The organism is Deltaproteobacteria bacterium, assembly GCA_016178705.1.
In the GTDB taxonomy this organism is placed as follows: domain Bacteria; phylum Desulfobacterota; class Binatia; order HRBIN30; family JACQVA1; genus JACOST01.
Window position 1 is genome coordinate 160,160 of sequence record JACOST010000008.1, and the last position, 19,836, is coordinate 179,995.

21 protein-coding genes and 1 tRNA gene are annotated in these 19,836 nt (G+C 63.4%); 11 read left to right on the forward strand and 11 right to left on the reverse strand.

All coding sequences use genetic code 11. The features are described 5' to 3' along the window. Positions 1 to 10: 10 nt before the first annotated feature. The 11 genes from HYR72_04150 to tolQ all read right to left on the reverse strand — a co-directional run bounded on the left by HYR72_04150 (position 11) and on the right by tolQ (position 10,125). The gene (locus HYR72_04150) at positions 11 to 865 is read right to left on the reverse strand and encodes an elongation factor Ts (protein ID MBI1814145.1); all 855 of its coding nucleotides are present in this window, start codon (positions 863 to 865) and stop codon (positions 11 to 13) included. Next, positions 862 to 1,644, reverse strand: a complete 783-nt coding sequence (gene rpsB / locus HYR72_04155; GenBank protein MBI1814146.1) for a 30S ribosomal protein S2 — start codon at positions 1,642 to 1,644, stop codon at positions 862 to 864. The genes HYR72_04150 and rpsB overlap by 4 nt, the downstream gene beginning before the upstream one ends. Before the next feature lie 85 nt (positions 1,645 to 1,729). Next, on the reverse strand, positions 1,730 to 3,022 hold the full coding sequence (rho, locus tag HYR72_04160) for a transcription termination factor Rho (GenBank protein ID MBI1814147.1): 1,293 nt from the start codon (positions 3,020 to 3,022) through the stop codon (positions 1,730 to 1,732). A 146-nt stretch (positions 3,023 to 3,168) separates the two neighbouring features. Then, a complete protein-coding gene (locus tag HYR72_04165; GenBank protein MBI1814148.1) occupies positions 3,169 to 4,266 on the reverse strand; it encodes an RluA family pseudouridine synthase in 1,098 nt (365 codons plus the stop codon). Next, positions 4,267 to 5,199 (reverse strand): bifunctional riboflavin kinase/FAD synthetase, encoded by a 933-nt coding sequence (locus HYR72_04170; GenBank protein ID MBI1814149.1) that lies wholly within the window; start codon positions 5,197 to 5,199, stop codon positions 4,267 to 4,269. Positions 5,200 to 5,244: 45 nt separating this feature from the next. Beyond that, positions 5,245 to 6,096, reverse strand: a complete 852-nt coding sequence (ybgF, locus tag HYR72_04175; protein MBI1814150.1) for a tol-pal system protein YbgF — start codon at positions 6,094 to 6,096, stop codon at positions 5,245 to 5,247. Between the two features lies 1 nt (position 6,097). Further along, on the reverse strand, positions 6,098 to 6,616 hold the full coding sequence (gene pal, locus HYR72_04180; protein MBI1814151.1) for a peptidoglycan-associated lipoprotein Pal: 519 nt from the start codon (positions 6,614 to 6,616) through the stop codon (positions 6,098 to 6,100). Between the two features lie 55 nt (positions 6,617 to 6,671). Further along, positions 6,672 to 7,982, reverse strand: coding sequence for a Tol-Pal system beta propeller repeat protein TolB (gene tolB / locus HYR72_04185; GenBank protein MBI1814152.1), 1,311 nt, complete (start codon positions 7,980 to 7,982; stop codon positions 6,672 to 6,674). Positions 7,983 to 7,990: 8 nt separating this feature from the next. Beyond that, positions 7,991 to 9,022, reverse strand: a complete 1,032-nt coding sequence (gene tolA / locus HYR72_04190) for a cell envelope integrity protein TolA (GenBank protein MBI1814153.1) — start codon at positions 9,020 to 9,022, stop codon at positions 7,991 to 7,993. After that, complete coding sequence (locus tag HYR72_04195) at positions 9,019 to 9,366, reverse strand: biopolymer transporter ExbD (GenBank protein MBI1814154.1); 348 nt, start codon at positions 9,364 to 9,366, stop codon at positions 9,019 to 9,021. Before HYR72_04195 ends, tolA begins: the two co-directional genes overlap by 4 nt. A gap of 84 nt (positions 9,367 to 9,450) precedes the next feature. After that, positions 9,451 to 10,125 carry a protein TolQ gene (gene tolQ / locus HYR72_04200; protein ID MBI1814155.1) on the reverse strand — a complete coding sequence of 225 codons (675 nt, stop codon included), beginning with the start codon at positions 10,123 to 10,125 and terminating at the stop codon, positions 9,451 to 9,453. 343 nt (positions 10,126 to 10,468) lie between these two features. Here tolQ and gap point away from each other — a divergent pair, with 343 nt between their 5' ends. The 11 genes from gap to HYR72_04255 form a co-directional block, all read left to right on the forward strand. Further along, positions 10,469 to 11,473, forward strand: a complete 1,005-nt coding sequence (gene gap, locus HYR72_04205) for a type I glyceraldehyde-3-phosphate dehydrogenase (GenBank protein ID MBI1814156.1) — start codon at positions 10,469 to 10,471, stop codon at positions 11,471 to 11,473. Positions 11,474 to 11,562: 89 nt separating this feature from the next. Beyond that, a complete protein-coding gene (locus HYR72_04210; protein MBI1814157.1) occupies positions 11,563 to 12,732 on the forward strand; it encodes a phosphoglycerate kinase in 1,170 nt (389 codons plus the stop codon). A gap of 53 nt (positions 12,733 to 12,785) precedes the next feature. Next, positions 12,786 to 13,544: a triose-phosphate isomerase gene (locus HYR72_04215; protein ID MBI1814158.1), complete on the forward strand. Its 759-nt coding sequence runs from the start codon at positions 12,786 to 12,788 to the stop codon at positions 13,542 to 13,544. Positions 13,545 to 13,550: 6 nt separating this feature from the next. After that, positions 13,551 to 14,015, forward strand: a complete 465-nt coding sequence (gene secG, locus HYR72_04220; protein ID MBI1814159.1) for a preprotein translocase subunit SecG — start codon at positions 13,551 to 13,553, stop codon at positions 14,013 to 14,015. Positions 14,016 to 14,089: 74 nt separating this feature from the next. After that, positions 14,090 to 14,173 (forward strand) — tRNA-Leu (locus HYR72_04225). A gap of 1,158 nt (positions 14,174 to 15,331) precedes the next feature. Then, the gene (locus HYR72_04230) at positions 15,332 to 15,475 is read left to right on the forward strand and encodes a hypothetical protein (GenBank protein MBI1814160.1); all 144 of its coding nucleotides are present in this window, start codon (positions 15,332 to 15,334) and stop codon (positions 15,473 to 15,475) included. Between the two features lie 51 nt (positions 15,476 to 15,526). Continuing rightward, a complete protein-coding gene (locus HYR72_04235; protein MBI1814161.1) occupies positions 15,527 to 15,922 on the forward strand; it encodes an Hpt domain-containing protein in 396 nt (131 codons plus the stop codon). A gap of 273 nt (positions 15,923 to 16,195) precedes the next feature. Then, positions 16,196 to 16,786, forward strand: coding sequence for a chemotaxis protein CheW (locus tag HYR72_04240; protein ID MBI1814162.1), 591 nt, complete (start codon positions 16,196 to 16,198; stop codon positions 16,784 to 16,786). Continuing rightward, complete coding sequence (locus HYR72_04245) at positions 16,783 to 18,261, forward strand: tetratricopeptide repeat protein (GenBank protein ID MBI1814163.1); 1,479 nt, start codon at positions 16,783 to 16,785, stop codon at positions 18,259 to 18,261. The genes HYR72_04240 and HYR72_04245 overlap by 4 nt, the downstream gene beginning before the upstream one ends. Beyond that, positions 18,258 to 18,839, forward strand: coding sequence for a purine-binding chemotaxis protein CheW (locus tag HYR72_04250; protein ID MBI1814164.1), 582 nt, complete (start codon positions 18,258 to 18,260; stop codon positions 18,837 to 18,839). Before HYR72_04245 ends, HYR72_04250 begins: the two co-directional genes overlap by 4 nt. 33 nt (positions 18,840 to 18,872) lie before the next feature. Next, positions 18,873 to 19,836 (forward strand): methyl-accepting chemotaxis protein (locus tag HYR72_04255; protein ID MBI1814165.1); only part of this gene is annotated, 964 nt, incomplete at its 3' end.

Genomic DNA, 19,836 nt, shown 5'->3' on the forward strand with positions numbered 1-19,836 from the left:
CGGCCACGACTTATGCCGCCTGCTCGGTCTGCTCCCCGAGCTGGTACCGCGCGAAGCGCTTGACCGTTATCGATCCACCGACCCGCTTCACGACCTCCGCCAACCACGTGCTCACGGAGCGATCGGGGTCCTTGATGAACGGCTGTTCGAGCAAGCAGACATCTCTGAAAAACTTGTCCAACTTGCCGGTCACCATCTTCTCGATCACTGCGTCGGGCTTTCCCGAGGTGGCGGCTTGAGCGCGATAGATGGCGCGCTCGCCATCGAGGACATCGACCGCCACTTCCTCACGGCGGACGTAGCGCGGATTCGCCGCAGCGACTTGCATCGCGAGATCGCGGACCAGTTGGGCGCAATCCGCTGAATTCGTGATCGCTCCGTCGCGGGCCAGTTCGAGCAGCACGCCGATCTTGCCGCCAGCGTGGATGTAGGAGCCGACTAACCCGCCGTTCGCCGGTGATTCGAAGCGCGCCGCCCGGCGCATCACGACGTTCTCGCCAGTCTTCGCCACCGCAGTGGTAATCAGCTCACCCAGATTCACGTCGGCGCCATGCGTCAACACTTGTTGGGCCGCCTGCTCGACCAGCGCGCCGAATTCGGGCGTGCGGGCGACGAAATCGGTTTCGCAGTTCACTTCGACCAGGGCGCCGACCGTGCCGTCGCCATTGCTGGCCGCGACGATCAGACCTTCGCTCGCCACGCGGGTGGCGCGTTTCGCCGCCGCGGCGAGTCCCTTCTCGCGCAGTACGACGATCGCCTTTTCGAGGTCGCCTGCACTGTCGGCGAGCGCCCGCTTGCAATCCATCATTCCCGCCCCGGTCTTATCGCGCAGTTCGCGAACCAGGGCGGCGCTGACTTCACTCACTGCACCATCCCTCCTTCGACAGTGGCCGCGGGGGCCACCTGGCTCGGGCCGGCGTCGTCGGCAACCTGGTCGCTCACACCCTTGGCGCGCTCTTCGGCGCGTGCGCGACCTTCGAGGACCGCATCCGCGATCGCCCCGCAGAACAGACGAATGGCGCGGATGGCGTCGTCGTTGCCGGGGATCTTGTGATCGATCACGTCGGGGTCGCAGTTGGTGTCGACCACCGCGACCACCGGGATGTGGAGCTTGTTGGCTTCCTTGACCGCGATCTCTTCCTTCTGCGGGTCGATCACAAACAGCGCGTCGGGCAGCTTGCGCATGTTCTTGATTCCACCGAGGGCACCGAGGAGCTTGTCGCGCTCGCGACTGACGTTGAGCATTTCCTTCTTGGTGAGAGCTTGGGCCATCACCGGGTTCTCGAGCGTCTCTTCGCACTTCTTCAACTTGTCGATGCTCTGCTTGATGGTTTGGAAGTTCGTGAGGGTGCCGCCCAGCCAACGGGTGTTGACGTAGAACATGCCGCAGCGGTCGGACTCTTCCTTGATCGCGTCCTGGGCTTGCTTCTTGGTGCCGACAAACAGGACGTGGCCGCCCTGGGCCGCCACTTCGCGCACGAACGCGTAGGCGTTCTCGAAGAGCTTTACCGTCTGCTGCAGATCGATGATGTAGATGCCGTTGCGGGCGCCAAAGATGTACGGCTTCATCTTTGGGTTCCAGCGGCTCGTTTGGTGGCCGAAGTGCACACCGGCCTCCAAGAGCTGCTTCATGCTCACTTCCATACAGATCTCCTCTCCAACATTCAGAACCGGGTCAGATTCAAGAGCACAGAGATAACAGAAAGGGAATTCCTCAGGCAACCGCCCGCTACTGGTTCATCGAGGCCAGGAACTCGGCATTGGTCTTGGTGTCGCCGACCTTGTCGAGCACGAATTCCATGGCCTCGACCGGGTTCAACTGGGCCAACAGCTTGCGCAAAATCCATACGCGGCTGAGGGTTTCGCGTTCCAGGAGCAGCTCTTCCTTGCGCGTGCCCGAACGGTTGATGTCGATGGCGGGGAAAATACGCTTGTCGACCAGCCGGCGATCGAGGTGGATTTCCATGTTCCCGGTGGCCTTGAACTCTTCGAAAATCACTTCATCCATGCGACTGCCGGTGTCCACGAGGGCGGTCCCCATGATGGTGAGACTGCCGCCGTCTTCGATGTTGCGCGCGGCACCGAGAAACTTTTTCGGCTTGTGCAAGGCGTTGGAATCGACGCCACCGGAAAGGATCTTGCCGCTCGGCGGCACCACCGTGTTGTAGGCGCGCGCCAAGCGCGTGATGCTGTCGAGCAGGATCACCACGTCGCGGCCGTGCTCGACCAGCCGTTTCGCCTTCTCGATCACCATTTCCGCCACCTGCACGTGGCGGGTAGCGGGCTCGTCGAAGGTCGAACTGATCACTTCGCCCTTCACCGAGCGCTGCATGTCGGTGACTTCTTCCGGCCGCTCGTCGATGAGCAGGACGATCAGCACCACCTCCTTGTGATTCTGCGTGATGCCGTGCGCAATATGTTGCAGCATCATCGTCTTGCCGGTACGTGGCGGCGCAACGATCAGGCCGCGCGTGCCCTTCCCGATGGGCGTGAACAGATCGATCAGTCGCCCCGTGAATTCTCGCGGATCGTGTTCCAACTTGAGCTGCTCATTGGGATACAGCGGCGTGAGGTTGTCGAAGAGGATCTTCTCGCGCGCCTTCTCCGGCTCCTCGTAGTTGATCGCTTCAACCTTGAGCAGGGCAAAATAGCGCTCGCCCTCTTTGGGTGGCCGAATCTGACCGGAAACCACATCGCCGGTACGCAAGTTGAAGCGGCGAATCTGACTCGGAGAGATGTAGATATCGTCGGGGCCGGGGAGGTAGTTGTAGTCGGGCGCGCGGAGGAATCCGAAACCGTCGGGCAGTATCTCAAGGACGCCTTCGCCGTAGACGAAGCCACTCTGCTCGGTCTGCGCGCCCAAGATGGCAAAGATCAGCTCCTGCTTGCGCAGATTGGCGGCGCCTTCGACATTGAAGTCTTTCGCTATCTGCGCCAGCTCGTTGATCTTCTTTTCCTTGAGCGCCTTCAGGTTGAGCGCACCCTCACGCTCGGGTGGCTCTTCGACCGGTTCGGTGGGCAAGCCTTGCACCGGTGCGGGCTCGTGCCGCTGCTGCCCACCGTCGTCCCCGTGATGATTGTTGTGGTGCGAGTGATGACGGCGGCGGCGCTCCGGGCGTCCCCCTGAGCCTTGCGGTCTCTCTCTCCCGACAACGTCGTCGGCCATACTTAGGTCCTCTCTTCTTTCAACGATCTCAATTTCGGAGATGCGCGGTGTGATGATCGGGCGGTTCCGAGGCGGGTGTCGTGCTCGGAGGCCCTCGGTCGTGACGCGCGTTGCTGTTGTGGGGAAACGCTACTGGATGGTCTGGGTGAAGTCAAGCTGGCAAGCGCCAATCTGGCTAGTCCCATCCGGTCGAGCAGGCCGAGCAGATCGTCGGGCAACCCTGCCGAGACGCCGATCGACTTACCGGTGTGCGGATGCACAAACTCGATTCGCGCTGCGTGCAGGGCCTGCCGCGACATCGCCAAGGCGGCTGCACGCGCACCGCCACCACCGTAGAGGGCGTCGCCGACAACCGGATGTCCCAGGGCGGCGAGATGGACGCGAATCTGATGCGTGCGACCGGTTTGCGGCCACACGCGCACCACGCTCATGCCGTTCGTGTCCGCTACCACTTCGTAGCGCGTAATCGCGGCACGCCCGCCGGCGCGCACACTCATGCGTTTGCGCTGCACCGGATGACGGCCGATCGGCCGCCGGATCTCACCTTGACGCTCGCGCAACGTGCCCCACACCAGGGCGAGATACTCCTTGCTGACCTCGCGGGCGCGAAACTGCGCGCCCAACGCGGCCAAGGTCGCGGCGTCTTTCGCGATCACCAACACGCCCGAGGTATCCTTGTCGAGCCGGTGAACGATTCCCGGCCGCAGCGGGTCGAGATCGGCGGGCCGGCTCTGCCAGCGGTGCAGTAGCGCACTCACCAGAGTGCCCTGCCAATGGCCCGGCGCCGGATGCACGACCAAACCCGGCGGCTTATTGATGATGAGCAGCCAGTCGTCTTCGTGCAGCACATCGAGCGGGATGGCTTCCGGCATCACGTCAGCACACGAGGGGTGGCGACGCGCGGGGCGAACTTCAACGCATTGGCCACAGCGCAGCACAGAACTGGGTTTCGCCGGCACCCCATCGATCCACACACCACCGTCGGCGATGAGTCGGTGCACTTGCGAACGGGTCCCCCAAGTCCCAACGCCGGCCAAGAAGCGATCGAGCCGTTGCCGCGCATCGGCGCGTTCGATCGTAACGGTGAACACGTCCATCATTCAGACTAGCTCTTGCGCCAGCACCGCGCGCGCCGCCGCCACGTCTTGGTGGATCTGCGTGACCAACGCCTCGGCGTCGGCGAACTTCACCTCACCGCGGATGCGCTTGAGAAACGCCACTTCCACCCGCTGCCGATAGAGATCGGCAGCGAAATCGAAAACGTGAGTCTCGATGCTGCGTTCACGATCGCCGAAGGTCGGGTTGAACCCGATGTTGGCGATCGCCGCGCGCCACTGATCGCGGTACCGCAGGCGTACCGCATATACCCCGTCCGGCGGTAACATCGCCGCCTTCACGCGCAGGTTGGCGGTGGGAAAACCCATCGTGCGACCGCGATGGTGGCCATGAATCACGCGCCCGGCGATGGTGTGCGGCCGGCCGAGCAGGAGGCGCGCGTGCTCAATCTCCCCCGCGCGCAACGCTCGCCGCACGGCGCTGCTGCTGGCAACGTGGTCGCCGACACGAACCGGCTCGACCACTTCGACCTCCACGCCAAGTTCGGCGCCCAGTCGACCTAGCACCGCCGCGTTGCCGCCTCGGTTGTGGCCAAAGCTGACGCTGTGACCAACCACCAGACGCCGCACCCCGAGCCGCTCGACGATCAAGCGCCGAACGAAGTCTTCCGCCGTGATGCGAGCGAAGCGCAGGCTGAAGCGTTGCGCGATGATCACATCGACACCGCATGCGGCCATCAATTCGAGTCGCTGGCGCAAACCCATGATCACCGCAGCCCCGCGGGCCGGCGCGAGCACCTGCGCCGGGTGCGGCCAGAAGGTGATGGCGATGGCTTCCCCATCCTGCGCACGCGCCGCGGCGACCGTGCGGGCGAGGATCGCTTGATGGCCGCAGTGGACTCCGTCAAAGTTACCGAGCGTCAACACCGGCGTCGCAAACCGACGCTCGATGTGCTCGAGATGCCGCAACACGAGCATAGGCAAGGTATACAGGCGAATGGCCGCGGCGACAGCGCGCCACCGTCAGTCGCCGAGACTGCGTAGTTTCTGTCGTCCCTGCTCCGCCTCTTCCGACTTCGGATGATCGCTGATCAATTTCTGCAGCACGAGGCGGGCATCGAGCTTGTCGCCAGAGTCTTCAAACGCCGCAGCCAGCGTCCACAACGCGCTCGGCACCTTGTCGCCCTTGGGATACTTGGAGAGCACGTCGTTCAATTCGACGATGGCCTTGTTGTAGTTCTTCTGCCGGTAGTAGCACTCGCCGACCCAATACTGCGCGTTGTCGGCCAGATCGGACTTGGGATTTTTGCGGATGAAGGCGCGGAACTTCGGCTCGGCTTGATCACATTGACCGGCCTTCACCGCGCGAATGCCGTCGCGATACTCTTCATCAACCTTGGTGCCTTGCAGCGCGGCGTCTTCGCGTGCGAGCGCCGCTTCAGAAACCGTCAGCGGCTTGGTCGGCTCGGGAGTTGGCGGCGGGGACGCGACAACGGGCGGCGCTTCACCCGTCGTTGGGGTACCCGGCATCACACCGGCCGGCGGCGATCCCCCCGGCGGCACGCCGACCGGCGGAATAGTCTGCCCCTGCGCGGCGAGTCGCGCCTCAAGCTCAGCCAGACGCTTCTCCAAGTCTTCCGTTGAGCGCGAACCACCGCGCGCGCCATGACCGCCAGCGCGATTGGCTTCGTCGATCTGACTACGGATCTGTTCCACCTTTCGCCGCAAGCTATCGACTGCGACCTGGGTGTCCGCCAACAGCGCGCGGACCTCGCGCTGATCCTTTTGCACCTTCACCAGATCGGCGCGCGTAGCGCAGCCGCTCGCAACCGCGGCGAGGACACAGAGAAGGAATGGATAACGGAACGGACGCACTCTATTCGGCCAAGACGACGAAATGGGCGCGCCGATTGCGCTGCCAACAGCCCTCGTCGTGCTCGCGGCAGAGCGGGAGCTCTTCTCCGTAGCTGATCGTGGTGAGTCGATCGGCCGCCACCCCGAGCGTGACCAGGTAGTCCTTCGCCGCGCGGGCGCGCTTGGCGCCGAGCGCGAGGTTGTATTCAACCGTGCCCCGTTCATCGCAGTGACCTTCGATCTCGGCCTTCTTCTTCGGATTGTCTTTCAGCCAATCGCTGTTCGCGCGCAACGTCGTCCGTGCCGTCTCGTCGAGTTCAGATGAGTCGAAGGCGAACGGTACATCCGCCAAGGGTCCGCCTTCGGTCGGATTCAACCCGGCCTTGTTCCGTTCCAAGCTTCCGGCGCCGGCGAGCTCTGAATCGCTGAGCTTGGCGACATCATCACCTTCTCCGACACCCTTCTTTTTAGTGGGACAGCCCGTGCCAACGAAAGACAGCAGCAGCCCGAGAGTCACGAACGGAATTAGTCGCCGACCCATCACACAACCTCCCTTCGCCCGGTCAAATACCCTCACAACAACCAGTGGCGAGTGGTCATTCCAACCAGCGCGACCAAGCCGGGCTCGTATCATCTCCCGCTCCACGGGTCAACGGAACTTGGCTCGCGCCGCTACGATCCATCACATAGAGCAGCGCCGCGCCGCTGCGCGTCGAGGTGAACACCAAGTACCGCCCGTCGGGCCCCCAACTCGGATCCTCGTTGTTGCCTTCGCCGTTGGTGAGCTGTTTCACGTCACTGCCGTCGGGCTTGATGGTGAAGATGTTGAACCGCCCGTTGCGGCTGACGTACGCGATGCGATCGCCCTTGGGCGACCACGCCGGCGAAGTATTGTAGCTGCCGTTGTATGTGACTCGCTTTACGTTACTACCGTCGGCGTTCACGGTGTAAATTTGCGGGTTGCCGGTGCGGCTCGAGCAGAAGGCCAGCTGCGTGCCGTCGGGCGACCACGATGGCGACACGTCGATCGCCCAGTGATCGGTGACCCGCCGGATCAGCCGTCCGTCTTTATCGAGGATGAAGATGTCGGAGTTGCCGTTGTCCTCCAACGCGACGGCGATGCGCGTACCGTCGGGCGACCACTTGCCGCCGAGGTTGAGTCCTCTCTCGGCCGACAGGCGCACTTCGCGACCAGCCGACAGGTCGAGCGAGTACAAATCAGGATTGCCACGCTTGTACGAAGTGTATAGCAGGCTGCGCGAGTCGGGATTCCACGATGGAGAGAGATCCAATGTCTTGCCGCTGGTGACTTGCAGCAGATCGCCGCCGTCGACGCTCATCACGTAGAGGTTCTTGAAGCGCCCACCGCGGGTCGACACGAACGCGATCTTCGCATCGAACGGACCACGTTCGCCGGTGAACTGTTGCAGGATCTCGTCGGCGAAGCGGTTGGCCACGCGCCGCATCAGACTCGGCGAGCCGTTGGTGTAGCGGCGCCCGACCAATTGCCGCCGTTGATAGACGTCGAACAGCCGCGCTTCCACGGTCATCTGATCGCCGACCATCTGCACGCTGCCTTTCACCAGCGCCAGCGCGCCGATCACCGACCAATTGTCGAAGTTGGTCTGCTCGGCGGTGATGCCCGCAGTTTCGGGCGGCTCGATGTATGCCTTGCGATCAATGATGCGGAACAAGCCGGAGAGTTCAAGGTCGCGCACCACGATATCGGCGAATTCCGTCGCCAGCTTCGCACCCGCGCCGTGAGCGGAGAGGTCCTTCAGCGGCGACACCGCGATCGGATAACTGCGCGAGCCGGGTCCCTGAATGCTGAGGCTCGTCTGCGCCCACGCTGACGAGCCACCGACCACACACGCGGCCAACAACCACCCACACACTCGTTGTCTCATCCTGCTTCTCACTCCTTGCTGGCATCTTCTGGCGTGAACGTGGTTTCGAGATCAGAAAGCTCCTTGCGATACGCCGCTGGCGGTGCGGGCAGCGGACTCACGGCGCGGACCGCACGGATCACGGATGTATCGTAACTCGCATCACCGCTCGACTTGGTAATGCGGATGTCGGAAATCTCGCCGTCCTCGCCAACACGAAAGCGCACCATGGCCTCGAGATTCGGATTCGCGCCCGCCCATGCCCATGCTTCCTTCAACCGCGCACGAACCTGGCTCTGATAGAGGACAAACTCCAGTCCCATGAGCTGGCCCGCGCCCGGCCCCTTGCCTGGCCCGACCGAAATTGGTCCGCCGCCGGACTTGTCTCCGCCTTTCGTCGTGCCGCCACCTTGAACGCCTTCGCTCTTCACCCGCTCGATCGCTTTGGCGAGTTGCTCGTCGCGCAAGCGCGCGGCGATTGCCTCCTTGCTCGGTGCCGGCGTGCTCGGCGCTTTCTTCGCCGGCGTGGACACGACCGCGACCGGTGCGGCTTTCGCTTCCGGTTTCGCCTTCACCGCCTCCACTTTTGCCTTCGACGTATCAGCTTTGGCTTGCGCGATCGGTGTGTGAGTCGGCTCCGCCGCTTTCGGTTGCGTCGCCACCGCCACTGCGACGACCTTCTCTTCCACCGGCTTCGCCTCTTCCTTCTTTGGCTCCGGCTTCGGTGGAGGCGGCGGTTCGACCTGCTTCACTTCTTCCTTCGGCGGAGGCTCAGGAGGCTTCACTTCTTCCTTGGGTGGCGGAGGTGGCGGCTCCACCTTCGGCGGCGCTTCGAGTTTGCCCTTGCTGCCGGGAATCACATTGGTGCCTGCGAGTTGATCGGAGTTGACGAGATCGACGACGTACGCCGTCACGGGCCGCGGTCGCAACGTAAAGCGGCCCGGCAGCAATGCGATCACCAGTACCCCGCCGAGATGTGCGAGTGCCGACAACAGCACCATCCAGAACAGGCCGCTGTCCCACTCTGCACGGTGCAAGATGACCGGGTCGTGGCGGCTCACCGCTGTTCGGCTGGAGGTTCGGTTACCATTCCCAACCGCTCCACCCCGGCACCTTTGATGGTCGCGATCACATGCGCAACGACTCCGTAGCGCACGTTCTGATCCGCGCGCAGAAACACTTGCCGATCCGGCCGCTCCTTCAAGATCGCTTGCAGCTTCGGCGTGAGGTCAACTTCCTTCATCACCACGTCGTTGAGGTACACCTGTCCCTTCGGATCGATCGCAACCACGAGTTGCTGCTCTTCGCCGGTGAGTGCCGCGGCTTTGACCTTAGGAAGGTTGATGCTGACGCCTTGCTGCAGAATCGGTGCCGTCACCATGAAGATCACCAGCAGCACCAGCATGACGTCGACCAGCGGCGTCACGTTGATCTGCGCAATGCTGCCGCTGTTGCTATCGTCGAACCCGGCCACGCTACGCGCCTCCGCCTACTTGAGGAAGTGACGTTCGGCGATGTTCAAAAATTCGGACGCGAAGTTCTCCATGTCAGCGTGCAGGACCCGGATCTGCCGGGCGAAGTAGTTGTAGCCGATCAGCGCGGGGATGGCCGCGAACAGTCCCACCGCCGTCGCGATCAGCGCTTCGGAGATGCCGGGCGCGACGGCTTGAATGCTCGACGACTGCGTCGTGCTGAGACCGCGAAACGCGTTCATGATGCCCCACACGGTCCCGAACAATCCAATGAAGGGCGTGCTGCTGGCGGTGGTGGCGAGAAACGTGAGCGCGCGCTCGAGCTGCGTCAGCTCCTGATTGGTGGCGCGCTTCATCGCGCGCTCGACGTTGTCGATGCCACCCAGCTCGGTGGTGAGGCCTTCGCCGCGCGGGGCCTCGCGTTTGGCGCGCGTGAGACGGACGAGTTCCTGGTAGCCGGCGCGAAACACCTGCGCCACCGGGCTCTGCTTCATCTCCTGACTCGCGGTGTGAATGTTGGTGAGGTTCTTGGTGTCCCAGAACATCTCGATAAAGCGCTCCGACTGCCGTCGGGCGGTGCGCACTTGACGCAGCTTGTAGAACAAGATGCCCCAGCTAATCACCGAGAAGCTGATCAGAATGTAGAGGACGAATTGGACGACCGCGCCGGCGCCGGTGATCATCGACACCATGCTGTCCTGCCGCATCCCCCCCTCCGCCTGCGCAAACGCCGCCGGCAGCCACACCCAAAGCATACACCGTCCTCTTCAGCGCACCGTCGCGGACGCTATTACACGCTCCCCAGCGAGTCAACGAAGCAACTGCCGAAGCGTTGCCCCGCACCGCTTGCACAAGCGCTTGCCATCGCGGCGGTGATCTCGCCAGAAGCGAACCGAGGCCATGTCCGCGTCTGTCTGCCTCCATCAGCGGTTGCGTCTTTTCCCATCGCCTCCACGACCGTCCGCGCTTTCTTGACTGCCCGGGGTGAAGATGGTTTAGCCCGAACCTATCATCTTAGTTCGCGAGGAGATCTGAATGGGCATCAAGATCGGCATCAATGGCTTCGGACGCATCGGCCGCAATGTCTTTCGCGCCGCGCTCGATGATCCCAATCTCGAGTTCGTCGCGGTCAACGACATCACCGACGCCAAGACCCTCGCGCACTTGCTCAAGTACGACTCGGTCCACGGCCGCTTGAACCAAACCGTCGAGGCCGACAAGGACACGCTCATCGTCGGCGGCCGTCGCGTCCGCGTGCTCGCGGAACGCGATCCGGGTAAGCTGCCGTGGAAGGATCTCGGCGTCGACATCGCGATCGAATCGACCGGTCTGTTCACCGCCCGCGAGAAGGCTGCGTTACATCTGAGCGCTGGGGCGAAGAAGGTGATCATCTCCGCACCTGCGAAGGGGGCCGACCTCACGCTCTGCTACGGCGTGAATCACACGGCGTACAAGAAGGACGCGCATCACGTTATCTCCAACGCCTCGTGCACCACCAACTGCCTCGCGCCCGTCGCCAAGGTGCTGCACGAGACCTTCGGCATCAGGCGCGGTCTGATGACCACCGTGCACGCCTACACCAACGACCAACGCATCCTCGATCTGCCCCACGAAGATCTGCGCCGCGCGCGCGCCGCCGCGCTGTCGATGATCCCGACCACGACCGGTGCAGCTAAGGCCGTCGGCGAAGTACTCCCCGAACTCAAGGGTAAGCTCGACGGCATGGCCATCCGCGTACCGACGCCCAACGTCTCGGTGGTCGACCTCAGCGCCGAGTTGAACAAGCCGGCCAGCGAGGCCGAAATCAACACCGCAATGCAGCAGGCGGCCGCTGGCCCGCTCAAGGGCGTGCTCCAGTATTGCGACGAGCCGCTGGTGTCGATCGATTTCAACGGCAACCCGCACTCGTCGATCTTCGACGCGCTGTCGACCAAGGTCATGGACGGCAACTTCATCAAGGTCCTGTCCTGGTACGACAACGAGTGGGGCTTCTCGCGCCGCATGTGCGACGTGGCGCGCTTGATCGGATCATCGCTGTAGGCAGTCTAGGTGGGTGCAGGCCTCTGTACCCGCACGGCGGGTCGTTGGCCCGCCGCCGCGCGTCACGATTCGAAAATGAAGCGCCGAAAATGACCCGCATTGACCAATTGCATCTGAGCGGCAAGCGGGTGTTCATCCGCGTCGACTTCAACGTGCCCCTGAAGGACGGCTCGATCACCGACGCCACGCGTATCGAGGCGGCGTTGTCGACCATCCGTTACGCGCGCGAGCACGGCGCGAAGGTGATTCTCGCATCGCACCTCGGTCGCCCCAATGGTAAGTCGAATCCAGCGCTGACCCTCGCGCCTGCAGCCGACACACTCGCCAAGCTGCTCGGGGCACCAGTGCCTCTGGCCGGCGACTGCGTCGGCGCGGCCGTCGAAGCTCAAGTCAACGCACTGACGAATGGCAGCGTGCTCATGCTCGAGAACCTGCGCTTCCACCCCGAAGAGGAGCAGAACGATCCGGCATTCTCGCAGGCGCTGGCGCGCTTGGCCGACGTGTACATCAACGACGCATTCGGCACTGCCCATCGAGCGCATGCATCGACCGCAGGGATGGTGCGGCTCGTGCGAGAACGCGCTGCCGGCTTCCTCTTGCAGAAGGAGTGCGCATATCTCGGAAAAGTCCTGGCCAACCCCGATCGGCCGCTGGTGGCGATCCTCGGCGGCGCCAAGGTGTCGGACAAGATTCAGGTCATCGCAAATCTGATCGACAAGGTGGATACACTGCTGATCGGCGGCGGCATGGCGTACACGTTCCTTCGTGCGCAGGGATTGCCGATCGGCAAGTCGTTGCTCGAAGCCGAGCACGTCAAGCTGGCAACCGAGTTGTTGGCGAAAGCCAAGGCACGCGGTGTGGGTCTGCTGCTGCCAACCGATCACGTCGTCGCAACCGAACCCAAGGTCGGGGTGATCGCGACGACGGCGACAGAAATCCCCGCCGACAAGATGGCCCTCGACATCGGATCCGAAACTATCGCGAGCTTTCGCGCCGTGATCGCCACTGCGCGCATGGTGGTGTGGAACGGACCGCTCGGCGTCTTCGAAATACCGCCGTTCAACGCCGGCACGCTCGCCATCGCCAACGCGCTCGCCGATTCCAGCGCCACCACCATCGTCGGTGGCGGCGACTCGGTCGCGGCGGTGATGCAATCGGGCCGCGCCAAGGATATCACCCACATCTCCACCGGCGGCGGTGCCTCGTTGGAATTTCTCGAAGGCGAAACGCTGCCCGGTCTTGCCGCGCTGGAGGACTAGATGACCTTCGAAACCGCCTACGGCCCTCTGCCTACTGCCTACTGAGGTCCACCATGCACGCTTCACGTCGCCCGCTGATCGCGGGCAATTGGAAAATGTTTTGCACGCGCGCCGAAGCGGTGGCGTTGGTCGACGGCCTCAAGGCTGCGGTGAAGGGGCTCACGGACCGCGAGGTGCTGGTGGCCCCACCATTCACCGCGCTGGTCCCGGTTGCCACCGCCGTGCAAGGCAGTCCGATCTTGCTCGCCGGACAGAATCTCCATTGGGAAGACACCGGCGCGTTCACCGGCGAAGTGTCCGGCCCCATGCTGCGCGATGCGGGGTGCACGCATGTGATCATCGGCCATTCCGAGCGGCGCCAGTTCTTCGGCGACACCGACGAGAGCGTGAACAAGAAAATCGGCGCCGCGCGCAAGCACGGACTGACGCCGATCGTGTGTGTCGGTGAAGTGCTCGCCGAGCGTGAGGCTGGCCAGACGTTGGCGGTGATTGAACGCCAGATCAGCGGTGCGTTGAAGGGGCTGACGGCCGATGCTATAGGCTCGCTCGTCTTCGCGTACGAACCGGTGTGGGCGATCGGAACCGGCAAGGTTGCCACCCCTGAGCAAGCGCAGGAGGTGCACGCTGCGATCCGGGGGATGTTGCACCGCATTGGGGCTGCCGCGGCAGCGGCGCGCGTGTTGTACGGCGGCAGCGTGAAACCGGACAATGTCGATGGCTTGATGCGAGAGCCCGACATCGACGGGGCCCTGGTGGGTGGCGCCAGCTTGAAAGTCGAATCGTTCGCGCGCATTGTGCGCTATGAGGTTTGAGAATCGATGGCAACTGTAGTCACGATCATTCACATACTGGCGTGCATCTTTCTGGTGCTCGTCGTGCTGTTGCAAACCGGCAAGGGTGCCGACATGGGGGCCGTGTTCGGCGGCAGCAGCTCGACGATCTTCGGCAGCAGCGGGGCGGGCAACTTCCTCACCCGTCTCACTGCCGTGATGGCGGCGGTGTTCATGATCACCTCGCTGACGCTGACCTACATGTCGGCACGGCGAGTGAGTTCGACAATTTTTGATTCGGCGCCGTTGCCGGCCAGCGCGCCGGCCGAGATTCCAGGTGGCGCTCCGCCTCCGGGGGCACCCGCGCCCGCGCCGGCCGCGGAAGGCGAAGCCGCACCGGCACCACAGGCCGCCGCACCTGCAGCCGAAGCCCCGGCTCCAGCACCACAAGCCGCTGCCGAGGTGCCCGCAGCACCAGCGGCCGCACCGCAAGAAGCACCGGCGGCGAACTAGGCCACGCCGAGCACGAGTCACGAACACGATGCACGATCAGGGTGACCAGTCACGATTCACGACTCACGCCCTATGCGAGGATGGCGGAACTGGCAGACGCGCTAGTTTGAGGGGCTAGTGGGGTAAAACCCGTGGGGGTTCAAGTCCCCCTCCTCGCATTTTCCTTCCTCTGTAACATCCGATGGTTGCCCTCGGTCTGTTACCGCACGACGCCGACGCGGTAACACTTGGGGCCTCGCATCCCCGAAAAGTCTCGGATCGGAGACCGCGAACAACCGCAGCTCGCTGTCGACTTCGCCCGCCATCCATCGCCCGTAGTGGCGTCGCGAGGTTTCGTACCGGACTCCGGTTTGCTGCTCCAACCATGCGGGCCTCGTGCCCACGTGGAGGGCCCGCCGGAGTCCCTCGCTAGCGACGATGGTGAAGCTAGCCAGGGCGCTTGAGGTGGATGTCGGAGAGTTCTTCCACCCACGCGAACCGGGAGGCCGCCGGACGCAGCCCTCGAAGGGCTGACCGTGCGATTCCTACCTCGGACCCTCGCTGCCGCTGCTTGCGCCCTGCGCTCGACTGTCCAAACGCCGGGTGTCGATCCCACCTCCAAGCGTCTGGAGGAGGCGGAGGTGGTGAAGGCACTGTTGTTGTGCTCGAGAATCTCGTCGAAAATCGCGGACACGAGGACGAAGGCGCTCTCCTTGCTCCCACGTTCCACTGCGGTGGCGAGCCCCGCGGTGCGGAGTAACCGGACCGAAGGCCTTGATGGGTCGCGGTGTTGGAGAATGGGATTGCCAGTCATCTGAATGGCGTGAAGCACACACGCATCGAGGCCGAACATTGGCTGATGGCGTGGCGCCGCAATGGACTCTTTTGCTTATCAAACGTTTGTGAGTCTCGACCCGGACGCCGCAGCAACCGACGCGGAGCAAGAAGAGACAAAGATTTCGGGCGCGAAGCCCTGATCGATTTGGACGGAATCGGCGCAATTTGGAATGGGTGCTCGGACAAAAGTCGGACAGCCTGCGGGCCTGCTTTTGGCAGCCTGTCCTGTTGGGCATTTCTGTCAATTGGTCAGGCCGTCTGTCGGCCAGCGCTTGCTTGCCCGCCCGCGGGCCTCTGAGCGAGCGCGCATCTGAACCACACGCCGGCCCTCGGACCGCGCTTCGTCCCGGTAAAGGGCTCCGAGCTGTTTCGTTCGGACTCGTTGGTCCGCATTCAAGCGTGATACTGGGCCGACCGGAGCACTAACACCGGAGTCGCGGCCGACTGTCATCCTTGCCGGGGTTGGCCCGCTCGCCTTCCAGCGGTGTCGATCTTGGTGCATGCATACAGCGGTGTCCTTCAACGCGGCCGCCGCGAAGGTGAGGCACACCGGTCAACTGGCGATCACCCCGACGGCGCGGCACTGGACGGTCCGATACATCGCCTTCGCCAATCTGATGCCCGTCCCCCGCGAGCGGAACTAAAGGATTGCGCCACACGATATGCGTGGCGCAAGAAATGCTCTCTGATGAGTCATGAGCGCGGATTCGCAAAGCGAGCAGCAGTCAAGTGCAGAATGGATTGTGCACGAGCCGTTCAACGCGGCGATGTTCCAGGACTACGTCGGTAATGACACTGCGGTGGCTCGCCGCGTGGTGCACCGTTTCTTGGCCGATGCGCCCGGCCGCTTGGCTGCGATTCAGCAGGCGCTGGCCGCAGGCGACGCCCAGGTGCTGGCCCGCGCCGCCCACGCCCTCAAAGGAGCCGTGAGCTTCTTCGCCGCCGACGCGGCGCTGGAGACGGCTCGCGAGGTAGAAACGATCGCACGTACGGGTGACTTGCAAGAAGCCGCCAGCGCGTGCGTGGCGCTTGGAAACGCAATGTCTCGATTGACAGCTGCACTGGAAGAGTTTCTCACGTGCGCAGTCTGAGTCATCGAAGACAAATCTAGTCTGTTGGACTGCGACAGGCAAATGGGAACGCCCATCAGATGGAGATTCCCTCGCATGGCAGTATTCGCTTGAACAGGCTGGCAGGAGCGACCTCCCACGACACTTCTCACATAGAAGTACGCGCGTAGTACTCCGAGCTTGTGACGATGTTCCAGGCGGGTACAGGAATCCGTGCTCGACATGTTGCGCACGAAGCGCACGAATCGGGGTACGGCAAGTCACTTGATGACTTGGAGGAAGGAGGCATCGACAATGGCTAGCGGCAAAACGGATGAGATCAGGGGACGCGCAAAGGAAGCCGCGGGAGCACTGACTGGCGACGCGAAGCTGAAGCGCAAAGGTCGGACCGAACACCGCATGACCAACGACCGGCATCTCGTGATCGTGGCACTCGATGACCGACAGTACGCGCTGCCATTGTCCGCCGTGGACCGCGTGGTTCGCCTGGTCGAAATCACGCCGTTGCCGGAAGCGCCGGAAACTATCCTGGGTGTGATCAACGTGCAGGGGCGGATCGTTCCCGCGCTGAGTCTGCGCCGTAGCCTGCACATACCGGAACGTGATCTGCGCCTCAGCGATCAGATCATCATTGCGTCCTTTGCACAGCGAACCGTGGCCTTGGTGGCCGACGCCGCCATTGATGTCGTTGAACCGCCGGAGCACGCCGTGACCTCAGCGTCAGCGATCCTGTCCGACATCGCGCAGGTAGACGGCGTCGTGAAACTCGCCGGGGCCCTGGTGCCGATCCTCAATCTCAACCCCGACGCGCTGCTCCCCCTAGACACAGCGGGCGCACTGCCGCCGGATGATAGGGCGACAGTCATTGCGGAGACGTACCCATGATCCCCGGCATGCCTCCAAGTCTGCTCTCCGAACTCAGTGAGCGTATCGCGACGCAGATGGGACTACACTTTCCTCCCGAACGCTGGCACGACCTCGAGCAAGGGTTACGGTTGGCGGCTCGTGAGCTCGAGTTTCCGAGCTTGGCCATGTGCGCGCAGTGGCTTCTGGCGACACCGTTGACCAAGGCCCAGATTGCGGTCTTGGCCGGTCATCTGACTGTCGGTGAGACCTACTTTCTGCGCGACGACAAGCTCTTCGCAATCTTGGAGCATCGGGTCGTGCCGGAACTGATTCGCGACCGGCGCGCGACTGGCCAGCGTCTGCGCATCTGGAGCGCCGGATGCTGCACGGGCGAGGAGCCGTACTCTCTTGCCATCCTGCTGAGTCGCCTCCTGCCTGATTGGCGCGCTTGGAACATCACCATCCTCGGCACTGACATCAATCCGGGTTTCTTGCGCAAGGCGGCTGCGGGAGTATACGGCCAATGGTCTTTCCGGAACGAGCCGCCCTGGCTGCAACACCGATGCTTTCACGCTCGCGCGAACGGCCGCTTTGAGATTCTCGACGAGATCAAGGCGGCGGTGACCTTTTCGCCGCTCAACCTCGCCGAGGACACCTATCCATCGCTGCTCACCAACACCAACGCGATGGACGTCATCCTGTGCCGCAATGTGTTGATGTATTTTTCCCACGAGCGGGCGTTCGCCGTGGCGCGCAATCTTTACCGTTCGCTGGTCGATGGCGGCTGGCTGATCGTCGCACCGAGTGAGACCTCGCCGGAACTTTTCTCACAGTTCCAGACGGTCCGCTGCGATGGGGCCACTCTGTATCGGAAGGACACCGCGCGGCTGCCGGCAGCAGACGAGGCTTCCCGTGCCGCAAGCGTATTCCCGCTCCCCGATCCGCAACCTACGCCCACTAGGTCGGCAATCGCATGGCCGCAGCCGGTCACGGCTGCAAAGGCAGCGGACTCGCTGGAGGCACCGTATGCGCGGGCCGTGGCGCTCTACGGGCAGGGCCGCTACGAGGACGCCGCCGCGACACTCCGAGCGCTGTGTGCAGACAGCCGCGGCCCCCCGGCTGCGCTGGCGCTCCTCGCCCGCACCTACGCCAATCAAGGGCATCTCGTGACGGCGCAGGAGTGGGCCGACAAGGCGATCGCTGCCGACAAGCTGAATGCGGGATTGCATTTTCTACTGGCAACCATCGTCCACGAGGAAGGGGACTCTGAGGCGGCCGTTCGGTCGCTCGAACGGGCCCTCTATCTCGACCAGAACTTCGTCCTCGCTCACTTCACGCTGGGCAATCTCACCATGCGGCAGGGCAAGGCACTGCGGGCCAGGAAGCACTTCGAGAACACAGTTGCCTTGCTGAGCCGATGTCCACCAGACGAGGTCCTGCCGGAGTCCGAGGGCCTCACCGCCGGCAGACTGATGGACATCGTCCGCACCATCGGCCTGGAGGATGCGCCATGAAGCACGACACCCCACGATCCACCGAGCCGGCGGAACCGGTGATAAGGAGAGGGGTCGCGCTCAGCGCGGCCGATGAGCGCCGCATCCTGCGACAACGAGCGCTGGCCCTGGCGCAGGAACCGGCACGTGAGGCGACGGACCCACCGCTCGAGATCGTCACGTTTCTGCTGGCGCATGAACAGTACGCCATCGAGGCGAACTTCGTCCGCGAGGTCTATCCATTGACTGACCTCGTGCCGCTGCCGTGCACGCCACCGTTTGTGGTTGGCGTGATCAACGTGCGCGGGCAGATCCTGTCCGTCATCGACCTGAAGCGCTTCTTCGCTGTCCCCGATCAGGGCGCAACCGATCTCAATAAGGTCATCATCCTCCAATCGCACGATTTGGAGGTCGGGATTCTGGCGGATGCGATAGTCGGGACACGGTCGCTGCCTCCCTCGGCCCTGCAATCGCCGCCTCCTACGCTGACCGGCGTCCGCGCCGAGTATTTGAAAGGCGTCACCAGCGAACCGCTGATGGTGTTGGACGCAACCGCCATCTTGTCTGACGAACGCCTGATCGTGCGTGACGAACCGTAAAAGTTGACGACACGAGCTGCAGGAGGCGAGCCTATGAAACAGTCAGTCGGAATGAAGATCGGTGGCGGGTTCGGAGTGGCACTGGGGTTTCTGCTGGTCATCGGCGCCGTTTCGTACCGGAGCACGGCCGGGCTCATCGAGAACGCGGCGCGGCGGTCCCAAGCCTACCAAGGCATAGCCCACCTCCAGAACTTCCTCGGCCTCATAAGGGATGCAGAGAGCGGACAACGCGGATACCTCCTCGCCGGCGAGGAGCGCTATCTCGATCCGTATCGCACCGCGGTCCAACAGGTCGACAAAGAGAACGCCACCATCCGTCAGGTGATGGCGGATAGCCCCAACCAGCTGCACCGGCTCGACGGGCTGGAGCCGCTGCTCAAGGACAAGCTCAGCGAGTTCGATGAAGCGATCACGTTGCGCAGGGAGAAGGGCCTCGAAGCGGCGCTGGTACTGGTCCACAACGATCGAGGCAAGAAGATCACGGATGACATCCGCAAGATACTAGATGACATGGTTCAGGAGGAACACCGCCTGCTGGAGGAGCGGAACTCCAGGGTGGAGAGCAGTGCGCGGAATGCGACTGCCGTCATCCTCTACGGCATCCCCGTCGCCTTCATCATCTTGGGCATCGTCGCCGTCCTCCTCACGCGAAACATCTCTCGGCCGTTGAAGGAAGTGACGGGGTTCGCGGAGCGCCTCGCGCGTGGCGACCTGACACTGAGCCTGACGGTCAACCATCGCCGGGACGAGATCGGCGCCCTGAGGCAGGCGTTCGGGCGCCTAGCGGACAACCTGAGAGCGCAGATTGGAGAGATCACCGAGGGCACGGCCGTGCTGCTGGCAGCGGTCAGTGAAGTCGCCGCGACGACCTCGCAACTCGCCGCGAGCACCACCGAGTCCGCGGCCGCGGTCACCCAGACCTCCGCCACGGCACGCGAGGTCAAGCAAACCGCACAAGTCACCAGCCAGAAGGCGCAGTACGTCTCCGACAATGCGC

Excerpts from the sequence above, each read along its gene's own strand:
- rpsB (MBI1814146.1), bottom strand. The coding sequence starts at position 1,644 with ATGGAAGTGAGCATGAAGCAGCTCTTGGAGGCCGGTGTGCACTTCGGC.
- HYR72_04165 (MBI1814148.1), bottom strand. The coding sequence starts at position 4,266 with ATGATGGACGTGTTCACCGTTACGATCGAACGCGCCGATGCGCGGCAA.
- HYR72_04170 (MBI1814149.1), bottom strand. The coding sequence starts at position 5,199 with ATGCTCGTGTTGCGGCATCTCGAGCACATCGAGCGTCGGTTTGCGACG.
- pal (MBI1814151.1), bottom strand. The coding sequence starts at position 6,616 with ATGGGTCGGCGACTAATTCCGTTCGTGACTCTCGGGCTGCTGCTGTCT.
- tolB (MBI1814152.1), bottom strand. The coding sequence starts at position 7,982 with ATGAGACAACGAGTGTGTGGGTGGTTGTTGGCCGCGTGTGTGGTCGGT.
- HYR72_04195 (MBI1814154.1), bottom strand. The coding sequence starts at position 9,366 with ATGCTGGTGCTGCTGGTGATCTTCATGGTGACGGCACCGATTCTGCAG.
- tolQ (MBI1814155.1), bottom strand. The coding sequence starts at position 10,125 with ATGGTGTCGATGATCACCGGCGCCGGCGCGGTCGTCCAATTCGTCCTC.
- gap (MBI1814156.1), top strand. The coding sequence starts at position 10,469 with ATGGGCATCAAGATCGGCATCAATGGCTTCGGACGCATCGGCCGCAAT.
- HYR72_04210 (MBI1814157.1), top strand. The coding sequence starts at position 11,563 with ATGACCCGCATTGACCAATTGCATCTGAGCGGCAAGCGGGTGTTCATC.
- HYR72_04215 (MBI1814158.1), top strand. The coding sequence starts at position 12,786 with ATGCACGCTTCACGTCGCCCGCTGATCGCGGGCAATTGGAAAATGTTT.
- secG (MBI1814159.1), top strand. The coding sequence starts at position 13,551 with ATGGCAACTGTAGTCACGATCATTCACATACTGGCGTGCATCTTTCTG.
- HYR72_04230 (MBI1814160.1), top strand. The coding sequence starts at position 15,332 with ATGCATACAGCGGTGTCCTTCAACGCGGCCGCCGCGAAGGTGAGGCAC.
- HYR72_04235 (MBI1814161.1), top strand. The coding sequence starts at position 15,527 with ATGAGCGCGGATTCGCAAAGCGAGCAGCAGTCAAGTGCAGAATGGATT.
- HYR72_04240 (MBI1814162.1), top strand. The coding sequence starts at position 16,196 with ATGGCTAGCGGCAAAACGGATGAGATCAGGGGACGCGCAAAGGAAGCC.
- HYR72_04245 (MBI1814163.1), top strand. The coding sequence starts at position 16,783 with ATGATCCCCGGCATGCCTCCAAGTCTGCTCTCCGAACTCAGTGAGCGT.
- HYR72_04250 (MBI1814164.1), top strand. The coding sequence starts at position 18,258 with ATGAAGCACGACACCCCACGATCCACCGAGCCGGCGGAACCGGTGATA.